Here is a 25,603-nt window from a genome sequence, read left to right as displayed (position 1 = left end):
AAAGCTAACACCTAATCAACTTCTGGGCGCATGGCAGGGAAAAGCAATACATCACGAATCGACGGGCTATCAGTGAAAATCATCACTAGCCTGTCAATACCTATCCCTTCACCTGCTGTCGGCGGCATACCGTATTCTAGGGCGCGTATATAGTCGGCATCGTAGAACATGGCTTCATCGTCACCCGCTTCTTTTTCGGCTACCTGTTCTAAGAAACGGTCTCGCTGGTCTTCTGCATCGTTTAATTCCGAGAAACCATTGGCAATTTCACGGCCACCAATAAAGAATTCAAAGCGATCGGTTACTTCTGGGTCTTCATCATTACGGCGTGCCAAGGGCGATACTTCAGCTGGGTAGGCAGTAATAAAGGTTGGCTGTCGCAACTGAGTTTCCGCTACTTCTTCAAAAATTTCGGTAATAATACGGCCCAAGCCCCAAATGGCTTGCACTTCAATTTTCAGGCTTTTTGCTACTGCCGCTGCTGCTTCACGGGTCGCTAAATCTGCTTCACTAATGCCTTTACCATGTTTAATAATGGCTTCTTTCATGGTTAGGCGCTCAAAGGGTTTGCCAAAGTCATAAACTTCACCCTGATAAGGTACTTGCGTAGTACCTAACACTTCTTCTGCTAGCGCTTTTAATAGCTGTTCGGTAAAGGTCATTAACTCTTGGTAATCGGCATAAGCCCAATAGAACTCTATCATGGTGAATTCTGGGTTATGGCGGGTTGAAAGCCCCTCGTTACGGAAGTTGCGGTTAATTTCATAAACCCTTTCAAAGCCACCCACCACCAAACGCTTCAAATAAAGCTCTGGTGCAATACGTAGGTACATATCTTGGTCTAGCGCATTATGGTGAGTTACAAAAGGACGTGCCGTAGCACCACCAGGAATGGCTTGCAGCATGGGCGTTTCTACTTCCATAAACTCGTGGTCTTCCATAAAGCGGCGAATACCGCTAATAATTTTAGAACGGGCTTTGAAAGTAGCACGTGATTCTGGGTTAACGATTAAATCAACATAGCGCTGGCGATAGCGAATTTCGGTATCGGACAAACCATGAAACTTATCGGGCAGCGGACGCAAGCTTTTAGTGAGTAGCTGGCTTTCTTCAATAAAGACGTACAAATCGCCTTTACCTGAAAGGTGCATAACACCTTCAGCAGCAACTAAATCACCAATATCCCAAGTTTTAATGTCTTGCTGCTGTTCTTCTGCTAAGCCTTTTTTATTAACATAAAGCTGAATTTGACCACTGGCATCTTGAATAACAATAAAAGGGCCACGCATCCGCATAATGCGGCCAGCAACCTTAACGCGCTTATTTAGTTCGGCTAATTCTTCTTTGGTTTTCTCACCTAGCTCGCGCTGTAAGTCACCAGCGTAGGCATCACGGCGAAAAGTGTTAGGAAAAGCATTACCCTGTTCGCGTCGCGCCGCTAACTTAGTGCGGCGTTCTGCTACTAGCTTATTCTCTTCTTCTAAATCAGGGGTAGTCGGGGTTGTCATAGCTTTATAGACCTTGCTTTAAACTGGCTTCAATGAATTTATCCAGGTCACCATCTAACACGGCCTGGGTATTGCGTGTTTCTATATTGGTACGCAAGTCCTTAATACGTGAATCATCTAAAACATAGGAGCGGATTTGGCTGCCCCAACCTATGTCTGATTTTGAATCTTCAAGCTTTTGCTTTTCAGCATTACGCTTGTGCATTTCTAGTTCAAATAAACGTGACTTTAGCTGTTTCATAGCAAAGTCTTTGTTTTGGTGCTGCGATCGCCCAGCCTGACAAGCCACTACGGTATTGGTGGGCAGGTGAGTAATACGCACCGCTGATTCGGTTCGGTTAACGTGCTGTCCACCTGCACCCGAGGCACGGTAAACATCAATGCGTAAATCGGCTGGGTTAATATCTATTTCAAAGCTGTCGTCTACCTCAGGCGAAACAAACACAGAAGTAAACGAAGTGTGCCTGCGACCGCCTGAGTCAAATGGGCTTTTACGCACTAAACGGTGCACGCCGGTTTCCGTTCTTAACCAACCATAAGCATAACTTCCTTCTACACTAATAGTGGCAGACTTAATACCCGCAACATCACCTGCTGAAATCTCGACTATTTCAGCCTTAAACTCATGGTCATCAGCCCAGCGCAAATACATACGCAAGAGCATTTCTGCCCAGTCTTGGGCTTCTGTACCACCTGAGCCTGCTTGAATTTCCAAGAAAGCTGAATTAGCGTCCATTTCACCCGAAAACATACGGCGAAACTCTAAGCCTTCCAACTGTTTTTGCAATTCGTTTAAATCGGCTTCAACGGCTTGATAAGTTTCCTCATCGTCTTCAGCGCCAGCCAACTCTAACAGATCTTTAGCATCAACTAGGCCAGTAGCTAAGTTTTCAAAAATATTAACAAGGCTTTCTAAATCAGAGCGCTCTTTACCTAGTGCCTGAGCACGTTCTGGTGCATTCCAAACGTCTGGCTGCTCTAATTCACGAGTGACTTCTTCTAATCGATCTTTTTTCTCGGCATAGTCAAAGATACCCCCTAAGAACTTGGGTGCGTTCTTGCAGGTTTTTGATTAGGGAGACTAGCGGGTTAATTTCCAACATAAGGAAGGCTTGCTCCAACAGGGTAAGATGAATTTATATAAATAAACGTGCTATTTTACCCAAATCCCCTGCTAGCGGCTAGCATCCTATAACCAAGCCGTTAGACTAGTGGTAGATTTGTTGTTACTAACTTAAGAGTTACCTATGGATATCAGTGTTAACGCTTCAGCCGATAAGTTTGAATTAAATCTTGGTGCTTGCCGTGCCTCGCTCAATTCTTCTCAAGTCACGGCCTTAAAAGATGAGCTTGCCGAGGTGTTATTAAATGCCCTCTACGAGCAGCCTAACTACTGGCAAGATTTAACAACTAAGCTAGAAAAGTTAAAAAGTGTTCTTGCCAACCTTTTAGAGCTGGATAACGAACAACTAATGCAAGTTATTCAGGCCAGCCACCAACCTCACTGGTTAGCCTTGGTTCGTTTTACTAAAAAAGAACAACCTGAATTAGCTAAACGCCTGTTAAAAGCTATAGGTCAAATTCAGTCGCCTATTTTTACTAGCCTTGAGGAGTTTACTAATCAGCTAAACACTGAACCTGCTTCATCTATTGCCGAAGTTGTTACAGCGTTAGAAGCTTTGCAGCCACTTATCCAAGCCCTTAACCCAACACCGCTTGATGAAGAAACCGAAACAACTAATTCGCTTGCTAGCAGTTCTAGCTTTAACACCCGCGCAACCACCTTCCTTACCAACCTAAGTGAACTGCCCCGCTCCAATTTAAGGCTTATTTTGAAAGGGCTAGGTGGCAAAGAGTTAGTTTTAGTATTTTCAGCTTGTAGAATGCTAGAGATCACCAGCTTCTTTACTCAGCTACAAAGCATTCTGCCTGAAAAAAATTACCAACAACTAGAAAGTAAAAGCCAAGCAAGGGTAGATGAAGCAGAGTTAAGAAGCCTACTGGCTAAGTTGAATCAAGAGTTAAAAGATTTAAAGAAACTACTTAAAAACAGGAAGAAATGATGAGCCTTGTCCCTAGGGTTAACAATGGTCAGCTAGAGCTGCAAGACCAGTCTTTAACACTACAAATGAATTTACATGAAGGCTTATTGCTAACAGCAACTCTAAATGAACAGTTAGGTGTAGCTGAACAAGAAACACAAAAACTCATTAACAGCTTTTATCTTACGCTGCTTGAAAGCCTTATGTTATTAGGTATCAGGGAGCGGCAATTACTTTTAAATGAAGCTTCTTTAGAAGCCTTGGCTTGTTTGTTACGCAGGTTTAGAGGCAAACCCCTTGCTAAAGCTTTAAGAGAAAACTTATCACAACGCCGTATTAGCCAAGTAGAAGAAGAAGCGCTTTATTTACAATCTAAGCTTTCTGCAACAGAAGAACTTGCACAGGTACTAGCACCTTTTTTTAATCATTTAGACAAGCAAGTACAAGAGGGCAAAATTAAGCTACAAGACCCTAAGGGCACTTATTTTTAGATTAGTTAAACCTTAAGCCTTGTACAGCGGATTCAAAATCTTCAACTGCTGCCAAGCTTTCATTATGATAGGTCAGCGTCAGCACAAGGCTTCGGTTTTGTTCTAGCTGCAACATATATTGAATAATGCGAGTGTTGGCGGTATCGCCAGCATAAGAAAGCACAAATGCTGGGTAGTCTTGCACACTACGACCTTCACAAGTATCTAGCTTAACTTCTCGCCCTAGTGTACGACTCAGCAGGCTTGGTAAGGCGGCACAGGTTGATTTTATTTGTGCTGCGGCTTCAGGTACTTGGTCTTGGGTTTCTATTAAGGTGATATTGTCATAGAAGCCGCCAGTATTTTTAACCTTTTCAGTATTAAAAATAAGCTCTAAGTTACCAGCTTGCATAGTTTTGGATAGCTTTTCCCGCCCTTTTAGCTGCACATCGACCGACTCTTTACTTAAGCTATCTGCTTCATCTACAGCATTTAACTCATCTAGGCTTAGTAAGCGCCAGTTGTCGGGTAAATAAAGGGTTACACCAAAACGGCTAAGCATTTCTGTTTCAGCTAGCACACTAGGGCTAACCAGTAAAAACAAGCTAAAAAAAGCAACTAGACGCACGCCCATCTCCAACACCAAGTAGTTAAATTAGAATCTTACGCCTAGTTCAAAATTAATCAGCTTTAAGTTGCTGTCTGCAATCTCATCTTCCATGGCAGAATCAACTTTCCACTGATCAAAGCTTAACCGGGTTGTTAAAGCGCGTTTATTCGTTGTTATATAGTCCATTCCAACCCAAGCAGAATAAGCAAGCATATCGGTTTGCTGCGGGTGACTGGCATCTAACGTTTGATATTTCTCCCAACCACGCATTACCAAACGGTATTCACTGCCTATAACCCAATAACTACTTGCTGCATGGTGCAGAGCTAGCTCAATACCAAAAGGCACATACATATAATGCATACGCGTGATTTCAGGTTCTAAACCCGTTAGGGCCTTGCTGGTCATTTTTGTTGCTTGCCAACCTAAGCCTGTCCATAAAGAAAAATCACCCGTAAAGCTGGATAAGTTCATCACTCCAACATGATAAGAAGCTTGGGCTTGGTCTATTTCTGTGTCTTCCTTAACCTTTGCATATTCTTGCGTAGCACTGCCTGCAAAGTTGTGACCTAGGCTTAAACGGTGGTAGGCCATGCCATTGCTAATGATTTCTAAGTCAACATTAAGCATATAAATATTACCGTTTAAGTCATAATCGGCATCACTCGCTTCTTGTGAGATATAGGTGTAACCCAAAGAAGGCGTTAAAAATAAGGCTGACTGGTCTTGCTTTGCATAAGCAGCTTCAGCTGCCAACAAAAAGCTGGCTGCTAAAGCGAGTAATAGTTTATTCAACTTAAAGTGACCTTTCTTAAGACTTAACGGCTAAGAATAGAAACATCTTCAGCCTGTAAGCCTTTTTCTCCTTCTACAGAAGAGAATTTAACTTTCTGGCCTTCACGTAGCGTACGATGACCTGTGCCACGGATAGAACGAAAATGGACAAAAACCTCTCCACCACTGTCGCGTATGATAAAGCCATAACCCTTATTGATATTGAACCATTTCACTATGCCTTCTTCACGACTTGCATCGTTATCCTGCTCTTCGTTATCGGCATAGGCGGATTCGTAGTTAATTTGACTCGCTTTAGCGCGTAATAATTCGTTAAGCGTTGCTGCTAAAAAGAGAAGAGCAAAAACCATTAGGTAGACTTTAATTGCAGCAGAAGCATCAAAAGCAAAGTCTGGGGAAGCGAGTAGCAGAGGTAGCAAAACAGGGGCAAGCAAAGCAACTAGAAGGCTCACCAGAACATTTCTTATCAGTGTATTATTCAACATATAGTTTCTCTAAATCCAAGGTACTAGGGAAAAAAAAGTAAACGGCATTAATTAACCGGTACACATTATAACCACGTCTGACGACAAATGCTTATACAAGGTAAGAGGTAAAGTGATATGAAGCAATACGAAAAACGTCTCATAGGCTTAGAATCACAACTTGCTTTCCAAGATGACCTAATTGAGCAGCTAAACCAGCAGGTAATTTTGCAGCAACGTGACATCCTAGTGTTGCAAGAGCAACTGCAACTAATGGCGCAGCGCTTTAAAGAAATACAACAAGCAAATGAACAGCAAGGCGACCAGCCCACGGCTGCCGATGAAAGGCCACCGCATTATTAAACCACTTGACCCAGTGCTATAAAATACTAACTCCCTACCCCTAAGCAATTGGGTGAATCTGGACGCTGTTCACCCTTGGCTAACCATTCTTTAGGTGTATGCAGGTGCAGCGCTAAAGCGTGAACAGGTCCTGCCATTTCTTCTGCAAGTAGCCCATAAATTTTTTGATGGCGTTTTACCGCTAGTAGTCCATTAAAGTCTTCGCTAACTAAAGTCAGCTTAAAATGGCTTTCGCGACCCGGTGGGCCAGCATGTTGGTCACTTTCATTTTCTATTGCTATAAATTCTAGCTGCAAGGCTGTTTCTAACTTACTACGTATTGCTGCTTCTACTTTTGCCATTGTCTTTTACCTTTCTTCTGATCCTGAGCGGTGACCTTCTCTTTCTGGGTCACTGGCTTCTACTATAAATTTTTTAATGCGTCTTGTTACCCACCAAACACTGCCCACCACTAGTGGTACAGCTGCTGCTTTAGCAACATTAACATTAATGGGTAAGCCTAGCGGCTCTAATGCTCCAAACAAATAACCTAACAAACTAACGCCATAGTAACTGATTGCTGCAATAGACAAACCTTCAACGGTTTCTTGCATACGTAGCTGTACTCTAGAGCGACGATTCATAGATGCAAGTAAGCGGCGGTTTTGTTCTTCTAACTTAAGATCAACTCGCGTACGAATAAGGTCGCCAGCACGCTCTATGCGTGCAGCTAAATCTTCTAAACGGCGACTAGTAGACTCACAAGTGTTGGCTGCGGGTGTTAAGCGGCGTGCAAAAAATGCTTTAAGTGTGAAATTAGGAACATTCTCACTTTCTTTCAGCTCGTCTAATCGGCGCATTACCAGCTGATAATAGGCTTGAGTGGCTGAAAAGCGGGAAATGGTATCTGCGCTATGTCGCTCAATTTGTGCTGCCATAATGGTTAGCTCACCTAACAACCTGCGCTCATCTTCCAAACCTTCTGTAACCGACAGGCGCGTTATAATATTGGCAAGTTGTTGATCTAACTGACGTAAAATGGGTGCTAAATCCCTTGCTGGTCGCGCACCTAATAAAGCCATTAGGCGGTAGGTTTCTAGTTCTAAAACACGCAAAATCAACCGACCTGCTTGATTATCATTTAACTCATGATTGTGCAGTAAGATGCGACCGCAACCGTCGCCATGTAAGCGAAAAGCACTCCATAGGGTTGCCGCACCTTCCATTAATCGACCACTCACCAAGCGTTGACCTTCAAAGCAGTCTGCCAGTTCTTCTCTATCTAGGGGTTTGTCTTCAGCAGCTTGAACCTCTAGGTGTAAGCCTGCGACCAGTTGCCCAGGAATGTTTTCTAACCAATCGGCTGGAAGAAGCGATAAAGCGGGTTGCGCAAAGGCTTCTTCACTTTTGCCAGAACGAATAAAAGTATAGGTTACAAACTCTAGGTGCCTTTCCCAACGTACTTTTAAATCACCTAACTGCTGGTAAAAACTATTTTCTTGTGACGAAGGTGGGTTAACGCCATAACGGTGACAAAGCTCACAAAGGTGGTCAAAGTCTGCCTGTTTATCGTCTTCATCTAATAAGAGTGCAAGGTGAGAAACACGCACTGGGCTACCAATAACAGGAAAAGGCCTAGCATGCAGCTCGTGATAAAGGGAATCACGCGCTGGATGAAGCTTAGGTAGTGCTAAACGATTGGGCGAAGTAGTAACAGACAAGGGCTCACCTTAGTTGCATTAGTAGTAGTGCATAATGCAAGGCTCTAAGGTGAACCGCAAGTAGCTGAGACGCTAAACCACAGGCTTAGCTTGTTTTATTAATGACTAACTTAGCTCTTTTAGAAGCTGGTGCGGCGCTGTTTGCAACGACTTACGCAAGGCTAAATGCGCAAAACCAGCCAGCAGTAAAGCGCCCACCAGCGGTGGTAAAACCCAAAATAGCGGCGCAGCTGACCAAGGCAAGTTAAGCAGTTTGCCAGCAATTAAGCTGTAAAGTAGCTCACCTAACAGCGCCGCCAAAGTACCAGCCAAAGCGCCTAATAGTAAAAACTCTAAGGCCTGGCGAGAGGCTAAATTGCGCCGTGAAGCCCCCAGCACTTTAAGCAATACCTGCTCACGTTTGCGTGCATCTAGGCTGGCCATCATTAGCGCCCAAGTGACTAATAAACCGGCCAACAACACAAAACCCAGCAAATACTGCACGCCTAAACTCAGCTGGCGTAATATGCCTTCGGCCTGCGCTAGCATGGCTCTTACATCTAAAAATGCCACACCCGGGAACTGCTGGGTTAAGCTGCGCATAAAACCGGCTTCGTCTTCTGGCAACACAAAGCTAGCCAAAAAGGTATGCGCTTGGTCTTCCAGCACCTTGGGCGGAAAAATAACATAAAAGTTAGGGTTAAAGCTTTCCCACTTCACTTCACGAATACTGGCAATGCTGGTTTGCACAGGGCTGCCAGCCATATTAAAGGTGAGCTTATCGCCGAGTGTTAAGTTCAAACGCTTGGCAACATCGGCTTCAACCGACACAGGTAAAATATCAGCTTTAGCTGCTGGTAAATTAGGCCACCAAACTCCGGCTTTAAGGGTGTTGCCTTCAGGCAGGGCTTCGCTCCAAGTTAGGTTTAATTCACGCCTAAGTGCATTGTCGCTGGCCGCTGAATCGGGCACTGCTTCTACTGCTTCTTTACCATTAATATGAGTTAAGCGTGCCCTTAATAAAGGGTAAAGTTGGCTGTGGGCTAAGCCTTGTTCATCTAATACTGCGGCAAAGGCTTGTTTTTCATAGGGCTGGATGTCTACCGCAAACTGGTTAGGGCGCTCGGCTGGCAATTGGTTTTGCCAATCATTCATCAACTGATCACCACCCCTTGCCACTAATAAAACCGCAGTAAAAGCTAGGGTAAAAGTGCTCAACTGCAACAGGGTTTCTGCTGAATTGCGCCCTAAACGGCGTAAACCTTGCCGCCAATACCAAGGCAGGTTTTCTAGCTGGCTCATCAGTAAACGCAGCAATAACCAACCCAAACCTGCCACCAATAAACCAACCGCCGCAAGACCTGCCAAAGTCCACAAGGTTAACAACCAGTCGCCGGATAACCACCAGCCCAAGCCTAAGGTTGCCACGCCTGCCAAACCGTAGGTAAGCCAAGCGGAATAACTTAATTGCCAAGGGCGAGACTGCAAAACGGCCAAGGGGCTGACCTGCCCCAAGCTTAATAAAGGGGCTAAAGAGAAACCCAACAACAACCATAAGGCTAAAATTATGGCAGCAAACATCGGCTTAAAGCTGGCAGCAGGTAAAGCTAACGGCAGCACTGGGCTAAGCAATTCAATTAATCCCCAGTGACCTAAATAACCTAACAGGCCACCTATACCTCCTGCTGCTAAACCTAACCAAAAAAGTTGTAGCAGTAGTAGCTTTTGTACCCTTGCTCTTGTTTGCCCAAGGCAGCGTAGTAGAGCTACTTCTTTTGCTTGGCGTTTGGTTTGACGCTGGGTTGCTAAAGCAACCGCCAGTGCTGCTAATAAAACCGCGACCAAACCAGCCATAGCCAAGTAGCGCTGCCCTTCATTCATGGCACGGGCAATGCCCGGTTGGCTTTCTTCAAAATCCCTTAACTGCTGATGGCCTTCTAACTTTTCTGGCAGGATAAGCGCCAACTTACTAAGCAGGGTTGCATCGCCTGTCACACCCAAACGCCAGCTAGCACGGCTTAAACTGCCCAACAAAGGGCTACCTTCTAGGCTGTCTAAATGCACCAAAGCTTTAGGCGAAAAACTAGAAAAACCACCACTTTGGTCGGGTGTTTCAAGTAACAGCGCCGTTAACTGAAAACTAACCCCACCCACATTTACTGCTTCACCCAGCTGAGCACCTAAGCGCAAAGCTAGGCCGGGCTCCATCCAAATTTCACCCAAGGCAGGTGGCTGGCTTTGCTTCCACGTTTTATTGTCTTGGCCCTGCAAACGCACTTCACCCAGCAAGGGGTAATGGCTGTCGACACCATTCAGACTGACCAATAAAAATTCATTACCAAAACTGGCCATGCTGGTAAGTTGTACTTTTTCTGACCAGTTTAAATTAGCTGCTGTAAAGCTTTGTTTAAGTTCTAAACTGGCAGGTTTGCGGCCAGAAATAATTAAATCACCGCCGGCAATTCGGGCAGTTTCTTCGCCTAGCGCACCTTGAATGCGTTCACCCACCACCCCTAAAAGTGTGGCACAGGCAACGGCTAAAATAAGTGACGCTAATAAAACACGGTATTCACCTGCTTTAACGCTGCGCCAGGTTTGGTGGGCGGTAAATTTTAAATCGCCCATCATGTGCTTGTCTCTGCAACTAGCTGACCTGCCTCTAGCTGCAAGATGCGCTGGCAGCGTTGAGCTAGTTGACGATCATGAGTTACTAGAATCAGTGTCATGGCTTGGGCTGTGCTGGCTTTTAGTTCAAACAATAAATTGGCGACCTTACGGCCATTGTCCACATCTAGGTTACCCGTGGGTTCATCAGCAAACAGCACTTGTGGCTGGGCAACAAAAGCACGGGCAATGGCGACCCTTTGTTGTTCGCCACCCGAAAGCTGGCTGGGGCGGTGTTTTATGCGCTGACTTAAACCCACCTTAGCCAACCATTCTGCCGCCTGCTCTTTGGCCTTAGGGTCACCTTTTAATTCCAAAGGCAGCATCACGTTTTCTAACGCGCTTAGTTCAGGCAATAATTGGAAGGATTGAAAAATAAAGCCCACCTCTTTGGCCCTTACCGCTGCACGGGCATCTTCATCTAGGGAACTAAACGGCTTGCCACGCCACAAAAGCTCACCTTGGGTGGGTGTGTCTAAACCTGCCAAGAGTGCTAAGAGGGTCGATTTTCCTGCACCTGAAGGGCCTAAAATGGCTAGTTGTTCACCCGAATGAATGTTTAAATTTAGGTTATGAAGAATAACCAGTGGTGACTCATCTTGCGCCACGCTGTAACCTAAGTTTTTAGCTTGAAGTAAACTTGCTGTTTCAGTGCTTTTATTTGTTACGTTTGTTGCTAAGGGGTTTGATGTCATGTTCTATCCATGGAAAAACAAAGTTATCAGCTGGTTGGCTGCATTTTTGCTTCTCTTATTAATGAATTCTGGCTCCTTGCAAGCAGCCGAACGACCCGTCATTTTAGTAATGGGGGACAGCTTAAGTGCTGCCTATAACCTTCCTGCCTCTGCTGGCTGGGTAAGCTTGCTAGAAGAACGATTAAAAAACCAAACTAACTGGCAGGTGGTTAATGCTTCTATTAGTGGTGAAACTACCAGTGGTGGACTCACGCGTCTACCTGGGCTACTAAGACAACACCAGCCAGACTTGGTTCTTTTAGAACTAGGAGCAAATGATGGTTTGCGAGGGCTACCACCTAAACTTATTTCTAACAACCTAGAAAAAATGTTAACTTTAAGTCAAGAAAGTGGTGCTAAGGTTATGCTAATTGGCATCTTGCTACCACCTAATTATGGCCCTGCTTATTTAGCTCAGTTTGAACAAACCTACCCTAACTTGGCTAAAAAACACCAGCTACCTTTAGTTCCGTTTTTACTTGAAGGTGTAGCAGATAAACCCAGCTTAATGCAGGCTGATGGGCTGCATCCAACAGCCGAAGCCCAACCAATAATTCTTGAAACGGTATGGCTTGAGTTAAAAGCCCTATTGAATTAAGGTGTATTAAATATCTATGACATTTGGAGGTCAATATGAAACAAGAGAGCAGTATTGAAAACAACAGCTCAAACCCAGCAGAAACAGTAAGCCCCAGCATTAAAAACCCCCTAGATAAATCAGCTGATGCCTTCAGCGACCCTAACTATCCTTATGATAAAAAAATGACTCGTCGTGAATACGAGTCGCAAAAGCGCCTGTTGCAGATAGAACTGCTTAAATTGCAGCGCTGGATAAAAGATGAAGGTGAGCGAATAATCATTATTTTTGAAGGGCGTGATGCAGCAGGTAAGGGTGGTGCAATTAAACGCATGATGGAACACCTTAACCCACGTGGTGCTCATGTTGTTGCACTAGAAAAACCTTCGGAAAGAGAGCGTACCCAGTGGTATTTTCAACGCTACATTCAACACCTACCTTCAGCGGGTGAAATCGTTCTTTTTGACCGTTCTTGGTATAACCGTGCCGGTGTAGAGCGGGTTATGGGTTTTTGTAGCCAAGAAGAATACGTGCAGTTTTTGCATCAAACACCTGTCTTTGAACAAATGCTAGTTGATAGCGGTATACGCCTATTCAAATTTTGGTTCTCTGTTTCACGTAAAGAACAGTTTCACCGTTTTACTTCAAGGCAAGATGACCCACTTAAACAATGGAAACTTTCACCTGTTGACTTGGCTTCCCTAGATAAATGGGAAGATTACAGCCGTGCTAAAGAAGCAATGCTGATGCACACGCATAAAAGCTTAACACCTTGGACAGTTATTAAGTCTGATGACAAAAAAAGAGCACGCTTAGCTTCTATGCAGCTAATACTTAACTCTATGCCCTACACTAACAAAAATACTGATGTGGTTACTCAGCCTGATCCACTCCTAGTAAGCAGTGCAGCTGAAGTGTTGAGCAACCCAAATATTTAGCAGAAAAACAGGTTTTGTAACTTACTAAAAATAAGTTACCTACCTAGATCAACTTTAGAAAGAGAAAATGGCGAGTTACTTACAAGACGTTAAAAGTTAGAACCTTTTAACCCTAATTCCTAACAAGAAAATGTAATTAACTTGCTATTATGTTGTTCGAACATGCAACTGTATTTTGATCTAAAAACCAAAGGAACCTAGGTTTTGGGTCTGTTTATCCACGGAGGAAGTAAAATGCAGCTAACCCGTCAAACTGATTACGCAATCAGAGTTATGATGTTTCTAGGCATTCAAAAAGATGACCGTCTAGTTACAATCAGCGATATTGCTTACCACTTCGACATTTCTCGTAATCATCTTATGAAAATTGTTCACCGGCTTGGACAAAAAGAATACATCCAAACGGTTCGAGGAAAATATGGTGGGCTACGCTTAGAGCGTGATCCAAACAGTATAAAGCTGGGTGAGCTAGTAAGGGACTTTGAAACCACGCTAGATGTAGTCGATTGCAAAAAGCTAACCTGCCCTATTACTGGTTCTTGTGACTTAAAACCTATTATGCAAAAAGCACAAGAAGCTTTTTTGGCTGTAATAGATGAGTACACACTACAAAACCTTCTTAACAACCCGGCCGATTTAAGGTCCCTACTCGGGATAGATGAATCTAACGAGCTGCCTTTGCAGGTTATGGCTGTTTCTTAACTAGCCAGTGACTAACACTAAAGAACAGCAGTTTAGTACTGCTGTTCTTTTTTTATGCTTAGATTCAGTAAAATTAGCTGCTAAAAGCTAAATTTTTCAAAAAGTCCTTGTCTCAGCTTCAAAAAAGTCCTATATAGCAACTGTAGTTATTAACTGATTGGAGTTGCCTTATATATGAGTCGTGAAGAATCAACTTACGATGATGACGATGTCTTTGATGTTGCTAGTAATGACGATGATTTTGAGGAAGATTTGATTACGAACGATAGCATGACCAACCGTGATGGTTCGCCTATTGCTAAGCGTCGTATGATTGAAGCAAAGCTGGAAGAGCGTCGTTTACGCAAACAAATTGAAGATGACTTCGACTACATAGACGATGAGGACTTTTAAGCCTTTTCTTTATAAAAAAAGCCGCTCAACTTTTGTAGCTGAGCGGCTTTTTGCATTTTATTAAAGGCAGCTAGTTAAAAGGGGATTAGGTTGCCATTTAGTTTCAGCTCCCCAGCTTCAAATACTAACTTCTGCTCGTCTGCTTCTGGATTAAGCATAGAAGGTGGAATGCCAACCAACATTAATAAACCTGGTTCAATCTTACTAAAGTTTAACTCTAAGCGTGTACGACCTAGCGCATCATCAGAATCTAAACGTCCTTCTTCTAGCTGCTGTAGGTAGTTAATAGGAAGATTAGTACCATCAAAACTTAACTCGCCCGTTGCCTGCTGTTCAAAAGTAAAAGGGGTTTTTACATCCACTTTAAATTCTTCTAGTAGCAAGGCAGGAGAACCACCTAGCAGTTTATCTAAAGCCGCCATAATTGCTTGCGTAGTATCTTCTTCTATCTGTTCATAGTTAGAGTTAGCTGCAATAAGCTCTAGCAAATCTGCGACAGCTCGACCATTAAAGTTGGCTGTTTTTAAGCTAAATTTACCTGTACCTAGGTTTTCACCCTGACTTTTTATTTCACCTAAATCTAACGCCATTAGGTAATCAAACTTCTGCTCGTTAAATACTAACGCTTGGTTCCAACTCGGATTTTCTAGCTCTATCTTTCCTTGTGGGCTAGAAAAATACAGCTTACCGACTTGTAAGTTGGCATCACCCTGAACAAAAGGATAACTACCTTTTTGATCCCAGTTTAAGGCTACTTCTTCAAATTTTAATTCAGTAGTCGCATAACCTTTTTCTAATACAGCTAGGTTTTTGGCAACTAGGCTACCCTCTTGGCGACCCGAATAATGATAAGTGCCTGAAAGATCTACACCTGACATTTCTACCTTTGCATAGGCATCTTCAAACAAGAAAGGCTCTACAGCCATTAGAAAGGTGGCTTTTTTCCATCCTGCTTTTCCTTGGTATTCAAGGTTGCCTAAATTAAGCTTTTCTAAAAGATTAATAACCTCTTCATCACCTGCTTCTAAGGTTAGCAGGGTTTGCCCTTGATAGTTAACCCAACCAGGTAGATGACTTGCTTGCCAAGGGTTCTGAATAATCAATCGTTGATCGTCTTCTAAATACATAGAAATAGTCATGGAACCTGATGAACTAAACAAACCTTTATTAAGGCTGCTACTAACAGCTTCTAAACGTGGATCTTTATTGATCTCTGCTTCTAGGTTGGCTAGTTGTTCTTGAAATACACGACCCGTCATAACACTTGCGCCTGCCGCAGCAAGTAAAACAACTAGGCCAATTATTAATAGTTTTTTCATCCAAACGCTTCCTTTAGTTTAACCAATAGTAGGCTAAATGAAGTAGTCCACCAGCATAAATTGCCGCCAACACATCATCTAGCATTATGCCAAAGCCACCCTCTACTTTTTTATCTATCCAACGAATAGGCCAGGGCTTGAGAATGTCAAAAAATCGAAACAACACAAAGCCAGCCAAGGCCCAAACCCAGCTAACAGGCAAAGCCAACATAGTTAGCCAGTAGCCAACAAATTCATCCCAAACTATACCGCCATGGTCATGCACACCCAGGTCAGCAGAGGTTTTACCGCATAACCAACACCCTATAACAAAGGTTATTAATAGCATGGCTAAATAATAGGGTAAGGGTAATTGGGCTAACAAAAAATACAGTGGAACGGCTGCCAAGGTTCCGGCAGTACCAGGAGCCCAAGGTGAAGCGCCACTGCCTAAACCAAAAGCTAAAAAATGAACGGGATTACGCCAAATACTGGCAGGAGCTTTATTCATTAAAGGCCTGGGGTAAGAAGTGGTTAAAACCTTGCGGGTCGAGTACTTTGCCTTCTAAGGTTCGAATACCGGCACCTGCTACACAGCGACCAATACTTATAAGGTTAGGGCAAAGGCTTCTTGCTAGTTCAAAATCCTCTTCATCAAGGGTCAGTAATAAAGCGTAATCATCACCCCCTTGAAGGGTTGCTTTTAAAGCTGCTTCTCTACCCAAGGCTTTTAACACTTCTGGCTGAATAGGTAGACGTTTTAAATCTATTTGTGCACCCACAGCAGAAGAAGCTAAGAGGTGCTGTAAATCGGCTAGCAAACCGTCGGACACATCAATTGCTGCATGAATATTGACACCTTGAGCTAGGCGTAAAGCTTCTGTAATCAGTGGTTGAGGTAGCATGTAAGCTCTTTCAGCTTTGTTCCAAGCTTTACTGTCTTTAGCTTTAACTGGGTCATTCAGCATAGAAAGTAAGCCCAAATGTGCTAAACCTAGCTCACCTAATAGAACAATAATTTGCCCAGGTCTAGCACCTGAGCGACGCCAATGGTGTTGTGATTTAACTGCACCCTGAACCTGTACACTCATGCTTAAAGGCCCACGGGTAGTATCACCACCAATCAGTGGACAAGCAGCTTTATCGGCAAGTGCTCGCATACCGCGACTAAACTCGGACAACCAAGCTTCATCGGCTTCTGGCAGGGTAATTGCTAAAGTAAAACCTAGAGGTCTTGCTGCCATGGCTGCTAAATCGGACAAGGCGATAGCCAAACAGCGCCAACCTATAGCCCAAGGGTCTGCTTGGGCAGGGAAATGACGATCAACTACTGAGGTATCAACCGATAAAGCTAGCAGTTCTCCATGTTTAATTTGCAAAAGTGCACAGTCATCACCCTGGGCTTCAAGCACTTCGGGTAACTCTGGTCCTAGACCAGTGAAGTAGCTGTTTATAATTGCAAATTCATCCATGGGTATTAGTTCCGTTTTTCACGTCTGGCTTGTATTTCTACGATGCGTGCTCTTTGTGCTAGCTTGTCTAAAATACCATTAATGTACTTATGGCTAGCAGTACCACCGAAGCGTTTAGCTAGCTCCACTGCTTCGTTAATAATAACCCTGTAGGGCACATCTAAACGCTGACTTAGCTCATAAGCACCTAGGCGTAAAATAGCTAACTCTATAGGGTCTAACTCATTTACACGCCTATCTAAAAAGGGGGCAAAGCTAGCGTCTAAGGCTTCTGCTTGACGAGGAACAGCCTGAGTTATTTCATGGAAGTAAGCTAGGTCTGCCAATTTCAAAACTTCGGTAATGTCTTCATAGGGCTCTAAATTATCATCAGGCAAAGCAGCGCGTATGTGCGTTTCAACTTGCAGCATATCGTTGCCACTCACTTGCCATTGATAAAGTGCTTGCATGGTAAGTTGACGTGCAGCACTGCGGGCAACACTTCGAGAAGGTTTGCCAGTTCGACCAGAACTCATTTTAATTCCCCAGAGTAGTCAGCAGGTTTACCATTTCTAGTGCCGCATCAGCTGCTTCAACACCCTTATTGCCCATCTTAGTACCTGAGCGCTCAACAGCTTGTTCAATACTATTCACTGTTAATACGCCATTAGCGATGGGTGTTTCATATTCCATCATTAAACGGCTAAGTGCCGAATTACATTCACCAGAAATGTATTCAAAGTGAGGTGTGCCACCACGAATAACAGCACCTAGCACTATAACTGCCGCGGGCTGACGTGTTTTAAGCACTTTTTGTACCGCTAGAGGTAATTCCCATGCCCCGGGTGCACGCACTATTTCAATTTGTTCAGCGCTAATGCCGTGGCGACGCAAAGTGTCTATCGCGCCAGCAACCAGGCTTTCTACAACAAAACTATTAAAGCGGCCAACAACCAGTACAAATTGACCCTTAGCTGCGTGAAGTTGCCCTTCGGTTTGTTTAATTGCTTGCATATTTACTTGTCTCTTTATTCTGTTAATTAGTCTTCGGCACTTAGGGTTTCAACAATTTCTAAATCAAAACCTGATAAAGCACCAAATTTTAAGGGTGAGGATAGTAGACGCATTTTACCTACGCCCACATCACGTAAAATTTGTGCACCCGTACCTATGGTTAAATAAGTACCTGAACCATCCGTTGCATTAGTACGCACTTCACGTTCTAAACCAAGGAAATGACGAATTTGAGTATCTAAATTGGGTTTAGCTTGGGTGTTATCCAAGAAAACTACCACGCCTTCGCCTGCTTCAGCTATTTTTTGCATAGCTTTGCGAAGACTCCAGCTGGTTTTGTCTTCTGAGCGAGCATCCATTAAGTCACGGAAGGTATCGGCCTGATGCACTCGAACGAGGGTGGGTGTTTCTTTTTTGGGTTGTCCCATCACTAGCGCTAGGTGCGTACCACCCTGAACATCATCATGGAAAGAAACCGCAGTAAACTCACCAGCGTCTGTTTGTAGCTGGTAGCTTTCACCACGACGCACTGTTGCTTCATTAACAACGCGGTAGTGAATAAGGTCGGCAATAGTGCCTATTTTAATTTGGTGTTTTTTGGCAAACTTTTCTAAATCGGGACGGCGTGCCATAGTGCCATCTTCATTCATGATTTCGACTATCACCGAGGCTGGCTCATAACCTGCTAGCCAAGCTAAATCACACCCTGCTTCGGTATGACCTGCCCGCTGAAGAACGCCACCACTTAAAGCACGCAAGGGGAAAATATGCCCAGGCTGAACGATGTCTGTTGACTTAGCATTACGAGCGACAGCGGCATGTACAGTACGCGCACGGTCGGCAGCAGAAATACCAGTAGTTACACCTTCAGTCGCTTCAATGGATAACGTAAAGTTGGTGGAAAACTGAGCACCGTTTTTATCAACCATTAGAGGTAAATCTAATTGATCACAACGCTCTGAGGTAAGCGTTAGGCAAATTAAACCGCAAGCATGACGCGCCATAAAGTTAATGTCTTCAGGACGAACTTTTTCCGCCGCAATAATTAAATCACCTTCATTTTCACGGTCTTCATCATCCATCAGAATAACCATTTTACCCTGACGTATATCTTCAATAATTTCTTCAATACTATTTAAAGCCATAGTGTCCTCTGCTCAATCTCGATAAAGTTTGCCGCTAGCTGTTGGCTAGTGGCTCAAGTAGAAAGCGCCAATCTTTACCGACTGCGCGTACATCATTAACTTGCAAATGAGGTGCTGCGGCTAGCTGGGTTAGGTTAGGTAAAGTTACTAACCCCTTAGCAGCATCTCCTAATAATAAAGGTGCGATATAAAGCTGTAATAACTGTACTAAACCGGCTTGAATAAAAGCACCGGCAAGTGTTGCACCTGCTTCTACCATTACTTGATTACAGCCCTTTTCAGCTAGTTTTTTAAGTAGCTGGGTTAAGTCTAAGTGTTCTTCTTTTAAGGGCAGTTCCAACACTTCAACACCCAAAGCTTGCAAAGCCTGAACCTTTGCAGGATTAGCTGAAACTGCTACTTGGCTAGTGGCTATAAGGGTTTGCCCTTCTTGCTGCAAAATAGCTGCCGTTAATTCAATTCTTAAGCGTGAATCGGTTATTACCCTTAGTGGCTGCTGAAAACCATACAAACCAGTTAAGTCTGGGTTGCGTACGGTTAAACGGCTGTTATCCATTAGTACAGTATCGACCCCAGTAATAATGGCACAGCTAGCAGCGCGTAATTTTTGTACATCAGTACGTGCTTCAGGACCCGTTATCCATTGTGATTCGCCTGAAGCCATAGCGGTACGACCATCTATACTCATGGCAAGTTTTACAGTGACGTAAGGCAAGCCAGTCATCATGCGCTGAGTAAAACCTAGGTTAAGTGCTTTGGCTTGGTCTTCTAATATGCCTTGAAAAACTTCAATACCTGCTGCTTGAAGCTTTTTAACACCCTGTCCCGCTACCTGAGGGTTGGCATCTAGCTGAGCAATAAATACACGCTTTACCCCTGCCTTAATCAGTGCATCAGCACAAGGTGGGGTTCGACCATAATGACTGCAAGGTTCTAGGGTAACGTAAGCATCAGCACCGCTGGCTAATTCACCCGCTTGGTTAAGGGCATGAATTTCAGCATGGGGTTCACCCGGTTTTAAATGAGCACCTTCTCCAACCCGCAACCCTTCACGCACCAGCACACAACCAACACGAGGATTAGTACGCGTGGTGTACCAACCTTGCTTAGCAAGCTGAATCGCTCGTGCCATGTGTTCTGTTGCAGAGCTTGGAGTAGCAAGAAGAGTCAAGAAAAACTCCTGATAAAATCTTAAACTGATTTTTTAGTTGTCGCAGGGTCACCTGCTAGCTGATCAATTTCAGCTCGGAACTCTTCCAAATCTTTAAACTGACGATAAACGGAAGCAAAACGTATATAAGCAACTTGATCTAACTGTTTTAACTGCTGCATCACCAGCTCGCCAATACGTAAGGAGGGCACTTCCCTTTCTCCACTGGCACGGCATTGCTGTCTAATTCTTGCTAAAGCTGCCTCTAAGGCTTCGGTATCGACGGGTCGCTTCTGCAAGGCTCGCTGCAAGCCTGCACGCAACTTATCGTCTTCAAAAACCTCACGAGAGCCATCACGTTTAACTACCCTTGGCATAACCAGTTCAACCGTTTCGTAGGTAGTAAAACGCTCACCACAGGTTAAACATTCACGGCGTCGCCTTACCTGATCACCATTGGCAACCAAGCGCGAGTCATTTACTTTTGTTTCCTGGGCATTACAGAAGGGACAATGCATAATCGCAACCGAACCTGCTCTTTAGTCTAATAATGCGCCATTCTACCTGCAAAACAGCTAAGGCGCTAACTTCTCTAGTTGCAAAGCACATTTTACTAGGCTAAGTAAAATAAAAAACCGGAGCAAGATTCTTACTCCGGTTAGTTAAGACTAGAGCTTGTGTTTTAGTCTCGGTAAACAGGGAAGCGTGCACAAAGGGCAGTGGCTTTTTGTTTCACTTCTTCAATAACTGCTGGGTTGTTCATATCATCAAGAATGTCACAAATCCAGCCAGCTAATTCAATACACTCTGCTTCTTTAAAACCACGCGTTGTTACTGCAGGTGTACCTACACGTAAACCGGAAGTAACAAAAGGGCTTTGTGGGTCTTTAGGTACAGCATTTTTATTAACAGTAATATTGGCAGCACCTAAAGCGGCATCAGCATCTTTACCCGTTAAGCCTTTGCTAATTAAACTAATTAAAATTAAATGATCTTCCGTACCATTAGAAACTACATCATAGCCACGATCCATCACCACTTTAGCCATAGCCTGCGCATTTTTAACAACCTGCGCTTGGTATTCTTTAAACTCTGGCAACATGGCTTCTTTAAAGCAAACAGCTTTAGCGGCTATTACGTGCATTAAAGGACCACCCTGACCACCAGGGAAAACTGCTGAGTTTAGCTTTTTGTAAATGGCTTCATCATTACAAGCAGAAAGAATTAAACCGCCACGAGGGCCACGCAAGGTTTTGTGGGTCGTTGTGGTTACTACGTGCGCGTGTTGCATTGGGTTAGGGTAAACACCTGCTGCAACCAAACCTGCTACGTGCGCCATATCAACAAAGAGGTAAGCACCTACCTTGTCAGCGATTTCACGGAATTTAGCCCAATCAATAATTTTTGAATAGGCAGAGAAACCTGCAATGATCATTTGTGGTTTATGCTCTACTGCTAGGCGCTCAACTTCTGCATAGTCAATTTCACCTGTATCAGGGTTAAGACCATATTGAACAGCGTTGTAAAGCTTACCTGAGAAGTTAGGCTTAGCACCGTGAGTTAGGTGACCACCTTCGGCTAGGCTCATACCTAGAACGGTAGCACCTGGCTCTACTAGCGCTAAAAACACGGCAGCATTAGCCTGCGAACCCGAATGAGGCTGAACATTGGCATAGGTAGCACCGAAAAGCTCGCAAGCACGATCTATGGCAAGCTGTTCAATAATATCAACGTGTTCACAACCACCATAGTAGCGCTTACCAGGATAACCTTCAGCGTACTTATTGGTTAGCTGTGAACCCTGCGCCTCCATCACCGCTGGACTGGCGTAGTTTTCAGAAGCAATCAGTTCAATGTGGTCTTCCTGGCGCTGATCTTCAGCTTGCATAGCAGACCAGATATCGGCATCAAATTGAGCAAGTTTGGTTTTACGGCTAAACATGGTTACCCCGGCAAGGTGAGAGGGAATTGGAAAAAACTAAATTTAAGTTAACCATTCTACCTTAGTAAACCAATCTCTTCACATGAAAAAAACACCTGACAGAACAGAGATTTTTTCAGGCTAGCTTTCCAAGCCTGCTACTTCTATCATGCAAGACTATTTTATGTCTTTTCAAACTAGTTTAGGAGTCTTTGCTCGCCATGGCACAATATGTATACAGTATGCACCGGGTAGGCAAAATTGTTCCCCCCAAGCGTGAAATATTAAAAGATATTTCCTTGTCTTTTTTTCCTGGCGCAAAAATTGGTGTTTTAGGTTTAAATGGTTCAGGTAAATCAACGCTTCTTCGTATTATGGCGAGTGTCGATACCGAAATTAATGGCGAAGCGCGTCCCATGCCCGGCATTAACATTGGCTATCTACCTCAAGAGCCTGAATTAGACGCTAGCAAAACAGTAAGAGAAGTTGTCGAAGAATCTTTAGCTGTTGTTAAAGAGGCGCAAGAAAAACTAGAAGCGGTTTATGCTGCCTATGCTGAACCCGATGCCGACTTTGATGCCCTAGCTGCTGAGCAAGGCCGTTTAGAAAACATTATTCAAGCCGCCGATGCACATAATCTAGAGCGTAAACTAGAAGTGGCTGCTGAAGCTTTGCGTTTACCTGAATGGGATGCCCTAGTTGGTAATTTATCGGGTGGTGAAAAACGCCGTGTTGCACTTTGCCGTTTATTACTAGCTAACCCAGATATGCTGCTACTAGACGAACCCACCAACCACTTGGATGCCGAGTCGGTTGCTTGGCTAGAGCGCTTTTTACATGACTACCCAGGCACAGTGGTTGCCATTACGCACGACCGCTATTTCTTAGATAACGTCGCTGGTTGGATTTTAGAGCTTGACCGAGGCATGGGTATTCCCTTCGAAGGCAACTACTCAGACTGGTTAGAAGCTAAAGAAGCTCGTCTTGCCCAAGAATCCAAACAAGAAAGTGCCCACCAAAAAGCAGTTCAACACGAGCTTGAGTGGGTACGCCAAGGCACTAAAGGTCGTCAATCTAAATCTAAAGCTCGCTTAAAGCAGTTTGAAGAGCTGTCCAGCCAAGAGTTTCAGCAGCGTAATGAAACCAACGAAATTTACATTCCGCCTGGCCCACGCCTAGGTGACAAGGTTATTGAGTTTCATCAGGTCAGCAAAGCTTTTGGCGACAAGGTTCTTTTTGAAAATTTAGACTTTGTTATCCCAAAAGGCGCTATTGTTGGTGTAGTGGGTGGTAACGGTGCAGGTAAATCAACCCTCTTTAAATTGATTAGCGGCAAAGAACAACCCGATAGCGGTGAAGTTGTTATTGGTGAAACAGTACACTTAGCAACGGTTGATCAATCGCGTGAAGGCCTAGAAGACAACAAAACCGTATGGGAAGCCGTTTCTGATGGCTCTGATATACTGAAAGTTGGCAATGTAGAAACACCATCACGTGCGTATGTTGGCCGTTTTAATTTTAAGGGTAACGATCAGCAAAAGCGTGTCGGTGACTTATCGGGTGGTGAAAGAGGGCGTTTGCACCTAGCCTTAACTCTAAAACAAGGCGCTAACGTTTTATTGTTAGATGAACCTTCTAACGACCTAGACATAGAAACTCTCCGCGCCTTAGAAGAAGCACTACTAGCCTTCCCAGGTTGCGCTCTGGTTATTTCGCATGACCGTTGGTTCTTAGACCGAATTGCAACCCATATTATGGCTTTTGAAGGCGATTCAAAGGTTGTATTCTTTGAAGGTAACTACCAAGAATACGAAGAAGACTATAAAAAACGTGTCGGTAGCGATACCCCTAAACGCATGAAATATAAGCGTATTGATGCTTAAAAATAGTGCGTTTTGCAACAAGGACGTTGCTAGCAACAAGATGTTACTTAAGTCCACTGGCACAACTAGACTGCAATTATAGATAATTGCGCCCTTACAACTGTAGAGCGTAAAGGCAAAGGATGCAGGTTTTTCGAGTTTATTATCATAAAATTAAAGGCTACAAAGCTGTTCCTATGGGTTTCAGCCTAAGTGCTTTTATTACAAGCTTTATCTGGGCAGCTTCTAACAGCTTATGGGGTAAAGCCTTTTTGTTGTTCTTTGGCTTTATTGTCATGGGTGCAGCTGCCGCAGGTGGTGTAGTGCTTAAGTTTCCGCTGCTATCACTTAGCGCCATTGCTGGTGTTGCCGTGCTTCCTTTATGGGCAGGTATGCAAGGCCAGCAGTGGGTTTGTGACAGGCTAGAAAATCAAGGCTATGCCCTAACTAAGCGAATTACTGCCGGTAGTGCCAGCAAAGCCATAGCGGCAGCTAAGCGAGATGAAGAAAGGCACAAGCCAGCAGCCACACAAAAAGATACAGCACCTCGCCCTGCTGCCACCTTTGGCAAAGATTTTCGCGATATTCGCGATAACGCAGCCCCTAACTCTAATCAGCCCCCACCACGTGAATTTAATGCCAAACCCTGGAAGCGGCGTTAAGACAGCTATATAACTCGGGCTTGATATTGGTAACTTCTAGCCCCATGTTTATTACAAATCCTTTTTAAGTGGCTGGAGCCAAGTTCTTTATGAGTAACTCCCCGTATATTATTGATGTAACCCTTGAAAACTTTCAGCAAGTTATTTTAGAAGGTTCAATGCAACAGCCAGTACTGGTTGATTTTTGGGCTGACTGGTGCGCCCCTTGCAAAGCACTCATGCCAACCTTGCACAAGCTGGCAGAAGAGTTTCAAGGGCAATTTATTCTTGCCAAGGTTAATATTGAAGAACAGCCTGAACTAGCCCAACAATTTCAAGTTAAAAGCGTTCCTACCCTTATGCTGGTTGGTGAAGGGCAGCTGCTAGATCAATTTAATGGTGTTAAACCAGAAAGCGAAATACGCGCCTTCTTAAAACAGCACCTAACTAACCCTGTCGATGCTTTTAAAGAACAGATTAAACTGCTGATTGGCGAAGGTGAATTAGACCAAGCACAGGAAATGTTGCAGCAAGCAATTACTCAGCTTCCAGAAGACACTGATTTACAAATTGATCTAGCCCGAGTGTTGTTACAAAAAAACCTAGCAACTGAAGCTAAGGCTGTATTAGAAAACTTGCCAGAAGCTGAAAAAGCCAGACCTCAGGTGAAAGGCTTAATGGCTGGATTGAAATTTGCAGAGGTTGCCCCTTCAGCAGAGCAACTAGCCGCCCTAGGTGAGCGTGAAGATAGTGAGGCCAATTATTTAAAAGCCATGGCTGCTTTGCTTCAAGGCGATCATGAGCAAGCCTTAGAGCGCTTGCTCAACCTTTTACGTGATGATAGAGCCTATCAAGAAGGCGTAGCACATAAAACCCTACTCGAAGTTTTTGCCATGCTAGGTGAAGGTAATCCACTGGTTGTTAAAGCACGTCGCAAGCTGTATACCTTAATGTACTAATATAGGTGGGTGACAAATCCTGCAATAAGTCTTAGAATGAAATAATTGTGACCTAGATCAATTTTTTAATATTTTAAGAGGTAACGGAAATGTCATCATCTAACGAAGTTTTTAAAGACACTAGCAGCCCTTTATGGATTCCAACTGGCTTGGTTGTTCTTCTAGCCATGCCTGCCTTAACTGCCGTTGTTGGTTGGTATCACGTACTTTTTGTTTATTAAAC

The 25,603-nt window shown here is 44.0% G+C and carries 29 protein-coding genes; 11 read left to right on the top strand and 18 right to left on the bottom strand.

Features of this window, described 5'->3' with window-relative positions; translation table 11 throughout:
• Positions 1-11: 11 nt before the first annotated feature.
• Positions 12-1,508, bottom strand: a complete 1,497-nt coding sequence (gene lysS, locus H571_RS0110220) for a lysine--tRNA ligase (RefSeq protein WP_027849221.1) — start codon at positions 1,506-1,508, stop codon at positions 12-14.
• Positions 1,509-1,512: 4 nt separating this feature from the next.
• A protein-coding gene (gene prfB, locus H571_RS0110215; RefSeq protein ID WP_156887865.1) for a peptide chain release factor 2 occupies positions 1,513-2,611 on the bottom strand; the annotation gives its coding sequence in 2 pieces (ribosomal slippage) (positions 1,513-2,535 and positions 2,537-2,611; 1,098 coding nt in all).
• A 144-nt stretch (positions 2,612-2,755) separates the two neighbouring features.
• Here prfB and H571_RS0110210 point away from each other — a divergent pair.
• Together H571_RS0110210 and H571_RS0110205 are read left to right on the top strand one after the other, a co-directional pair.
• On the top strand, positions 2,756-3,571 hold the full coding sequence (locus H571_RS0110210; RefSeq protein WP_027849219.1) for a hypothetical protein: 816 nt from the start codon (positions 2,756-2,758) through the stop codon (positions 3,569-3,571).
• Positions 3,571-4,041 carry a hypothetical protein gene (locus H571_RS0110205; RefSeq protein ID WP_027849218.1) on the top strand — a complete coding sequence of 157 codons (471 nt, stop codon included), beginning with the start codon at positions 3,571-3,573 and terminating at the stop codon, positions 4,039-4,041. The genes H571_RS0110210 and H571_RS0110205 overlap by 1 nt, the downstream gene beginning before the upstream one ends.
• A 1-nt stretch (position 4,042) precedes the next feature.
• On the opposite strand, the gene H571_RS0110200 is transcribed toward H571_RS0110205, so the two are convergent.
• The 3 genes from H571_RS0110200 to H571_RS16215 are packed head-to-tail and all read right to left on the bottom strand — an operon-like array spanning position 4,043 to position 5,910.
• Positions 4,043-4,648, bottom strand: a complete 606-nt coding sequence (locus tag H571_RS0110200) for a hypothetical protein (protein WP_169445773.1) — start codon at positions 4,646-4,648, stop codon at positions 4,043-4,045.
• Between the two features lie 27 nt (positions 4,649-4,675).
• The gene (locus H571_RS0110195) at positions 4,676-5,425 is read right to left on the bottom strand and encodes a hypothetical protein (protein ID WP_027849216.1); all 750 of its coding nucleotides are present in this window, start codon (positions 5,423-5,425) and stop codon (positions 4,676-4,678) included.
• 23 nt (positions 5,426-5,448) lie between these two features.
• Positions 5,449-5,910: a cold-shock protein gene (locus tag H571_RS16215; RefSeq protein ID WP_027849215.1), complete on the bottom strand. Its 462-nt coding sequence runs from the start codon at positions 5,908-5,910 to the stop codon at positions 5,449-5,451.
• A gap of 117 nt (positions 5,911-6,027) precedes the next feature.
• Between H571_RS16215 and H571_RS0110185 the strand changes: the two genes are divergently transcribed.
• Positions 6,028-6,252 carry a SlyX family protein gene (locus H571_RS0110185; protein ID WP_027849214.1) on the top strand — a complete coding sequence of 75 codons (225 nt, stop codon included), beginning with the start codon at positions 6,028-6,030 and terminating at the stop codon, positions 6,250-6,252.
• A gap of 26 nt (positions 6,253-6,278) precedes the next feature.
• Here H571_RS0110185 and H571_RS0110180 read toward each other — a convergent pair whose 3' ends face one another.
• From H571_RS0110180 to H571_RS0110165, 4 genes are all read right to left on the bottom strand, one after another.
• Positions 6,279-6,593, bottom strand: coding sequence for a BolA family protein (locus H571_RS0110180; RefSeq protein ID WP_027849213.1), 315 nt, complete (start codon positions 6,591-6,593; stop codon positions 6,279-6,281).
• Between the two features lie 6 nt (positions 6,594-6,599).
• Positions 6,600-7,952 carry a DUF3422 family protein gene (locus tag H571_RS14900; protein ID WP_036218104.1) on the bottom strand — a complete coding sequence of 451 codons (1,353 nt, stop codon included), beginning with the start codon at positions 7,950-7,952 and terminating at the stop codon, positions 6,600-6,602.
• A gap of 105 nt (positions 7,953-8,057) precedes the next feature.
• On the bottom strand, positions 8,058-10,559 hold the full coding sequence (locus tag H571_RS0110170; RefSeq protein WP_027849212.1) for an ABC transporter permease: 2,502 nt from the start codon (positions 10,557-10,559) through the stop codon (positions 8,058-8,060).
• Complete coding sequence (locus tag H571_RS0110165) at positions 10,556-11,290, bottom strand: ABC transporter ATP-binding protein (RefSeq protein WP_027849211.1); 735 nt, start codon at positions 11,288-11,290, stop codon at positions 10,556-10,558. Before H571_RS0110165 ends, H571_RS0110170 begins: the two co-directional genes overlap by 4 nt.
• On the opposite strand from H571_RS0110165, the gene H571_RS0110160 reads away from it, so the two are divergent.
• The 4 genes from H571_RS0110160 to H571_RS0110145 all read left to right on the top strand — a co-directional run bounded on the left by H571_RS0110160 (position 11,289) and on the right by H571_RS0110145 (position 13,939).
• Positions 11,289-11,927, top strand: a complete 639-nt coding sequence (locus H571_RS0110160; protein WP_036218102.1) for an arylesterase — start codon at positions 11,289-11,291, stop codon at positions 11,925-11,927. The two genes, H571_RS0110165 and H571_RS0110160, sit on opposite strands and share 2 nt — an antisense overlap.
• Before the next feature lie 35 nt (positions 11,928-11,962).
• Positions 11,963-12,844: a polyphosphate kinase 2 gene (ppk2, locus tag H571_RS14895; RefSeq protein WP_036218099.1), complete on the top strand. Its 882-nt coding sequence runs from the start codon at positions 11,963-11,965 to the stop codon at positions 12,842-12,844.
• Between the two features lie 234 nt (positions 12,845-13,078).
• Positions 13,079-13,546 (top strand): RrF2 family transcriptional regulator, encoded by a 468-nt coding sequence (locus H571_RS0110150; protein ID WP_027849209.1) that lies wholly within the window; start codon positions 13,079-13,081, stop codon positions 13,544-13,546.
• Positions 13,547-13,720: 174 nt separating this feature from the next.
• Entirely contained in the window at positions 13,721-13,939 is a 219-nt protein-coding gene (locus H571_RS0110145) for a PA3496 family putative envelope integrity protein (protein WP_027849208.1), read from the top strand.
• A 74-nt stretch (positions 13,940-14,013) separates the two neighbouring features.
• Here the strand turns inward: H571_RS0110145 and H571_RS0110140 are convergent, their stop codons facing one another.
• The 9 genes from H571_RS0110140 to glyA all read right to left on the bottom strand — a co-directional run bounded on the left by H571_RS0110140 (position 14,014) and on the right by glyA (position 21,939).
• A complete protein-coding gene (locus H571_RS0110140) occupies positions 14,014-15,258 on the bottom strand; it encodes a DUF945 family protein (protein WP_027849207.1) in 1,245 nt (414 codons plus the stop codon).
• 13 nt (positions 15,259-15,271) lie between these two features.
• Positions 15,272-15,748 (bottom strand): phosphatidylglycerophosphatase A family protein, encoded by a 477-nt coding sequence (locus tag H571_RS0110135; RefSeq protein WP_027849206.1) that lies wholly within the window; start codon positions 15,746-15,748, stop codon positions 15,272-15,274.
• Positions 15,741-16,709: a thiamine-phosphate kinase gene (gene thiL, locus H571_RS0110130; RefSeq protein WP_027849205.1), complete on the bottom strand. Its 969-nt coding sequence runs from the start codon at positions 16,707-16,709 to the stop codon at positions 15,741-15,743. Before thiL ends, H571_RS0110135 begins: the two co-directional genes overlap by 8 nt.
• 5 nt (positions 16,710-16,714) lie before the next feature.
• Positions 16,715-17,224: a transcription antitermination factor NusB gene (gene nusB / locus H571_RS0110125; RefSeq protein ID WP_027849204.1), complete on the bottom strand. Its 510-nt coding sequence runs from the start codon at positions 17,222-17,224 to the stop codon at positions 16,715-16,717.
• A 1-nt stretch (position 17,225) separates the two neighbouring features.
• The gene (gene ribH, locus H571_RS0110120; protein ID WP_027849203.1) at positions 17,226-17,702 is read right to left on the bottom strand and encodes a 6,7-dimethyl-8-ribityllumazine synthase; all 477 of its coding nucleotides are present in this window, start codon (positions 17,700-17,702) and stop codon (positions 17,226-17,228) included.
• Between the two features lie 26 nt (positions 17,703-17,728).
• Positions 17,729-18,847, bottom strand: coding sequence for a bifunctional 3,4-dihydroxy-2-butanone-4-phosphate synthase/GTP cyclohydrolase II (gene ribBA / locus H571_RS0110115; RefSeq protein ID WP_027849202.1), 1,119 nt, complete (start codon positions 18,845-18,847; stop codon positions 17,729-17,731).
• A 34-nt stretch (positions 18,848-18,881) separates the two neighbouring features.
• The gene (ribD, locus tag H571_RS0110110) at positions 18,882-20,018 is read right to left on the bottom strand and encodes a bifunctional diaminohydroxyphosphoribosylaminopyrimidine deaminase/5-amino-6-(5-phosphoribosylamino)uracil reductase RibD (RefSeq protein WP_027849201.1); all 1,137 of its coding nucleotides are present in this window, start codon (positions 20,016-20,018) and stop codon (positions 18,882-18,884) included.
• 20 nt (positions 20,019-20,038) lie between these two features.
• Positions 20,039-20,515 carry a transcriptional regulator NrdR gene (nrdR, locus tag H571_RS0110105; RefSeq protein ID WP_027849200.1) on the bottom strand — a complete coding sequence of 159 codons (477 nt, stop codon included), beginning with the start codon at positions 20,513-20,515 and terminating at the stop codon, positions 20,039-20,041.
• A 164-nt stretch (positions 20,516-20,679) separates the two neighbouring features.
• A complete protein-coding gene (gene glyA, locus H571_RS0110100) occupies positions 20,680-21,939 on the bottom strand; it encodes a serine hydroxymethyltransferase (RefSeq protein WP_027849199.1) in 1,260 nt (419 codons plus the stop codon).
• Positions 21,940-22,139: 200 nt separating this feature from the next.
• On the opposite strand from glyA, the gene ettA reads away from it, so the two are divergent.
• The 4 genes from ettA (at position 22,140) to H571_RS16210 (ending at position 25,601) form a co-directional block, all read left to right on the top strand.
• Complete coding sequence (gene ettA / locus H571_RS0110095; protein ID WP_027849198.1) at positions 22,140-23,801, top strand: energy-dependent translational throttle protein EttA; 1,662 nt, start codon at positions 22,140-22,142, stop codon at positions 23,799-23,801.
• A gap of 122 nt (positions 23,802-23,923) precedes the next feature.
• Positions 23,924-24,442 (top strand): hypothetical protein, encoded by a 519-nt coding sequence (locus H571_RS0110090; RefSeq protein ID WP_027849197.1) that lies wholly within the window; start codon positions 23,924-23,926, stop codon positions 24,440-24,442.
• 89 nt (positions 24,443-24,531) lie between these two features.
• A complete protein-coding gene (trxA, locus tag H571_RS0110085) occupies positions 24,532-25,380 on the top strand; it encodes a thioredoxin (RefSeq protein ID WP_027849196.1) in 849 nt (282 codons plus the stop codon).
• A gap of 89 nt (positions 25,381-25,469) precedes the next feature.
• The gene (locus H571_RS16210; protein ID WP_281167281.1) at positions 25,470-25,601 is read left to right on the top strand and encodes a hypothetical protein; all 132 of its coding nucleotides are present in this window, start codon (positions 25,470-25,472) and stop codon (positions 25,599-25,601) included.
• Positions 25,602-25,603: the final 2 nt, after the last annotated feature.

This window comes from Marinospirillum minutulum DSM 6287 (assembly GCF_000422325.1).
Lineage (GTDB): Bacteria > Pseudomonadota > Gammaproteobacteria > Pseudomonadales > Halomonadaceae > Marinospirillum > Marinospirillum minutulum.
This window is presented reverse-complemented; position numbering and strand designations above follow the sequence as displayed.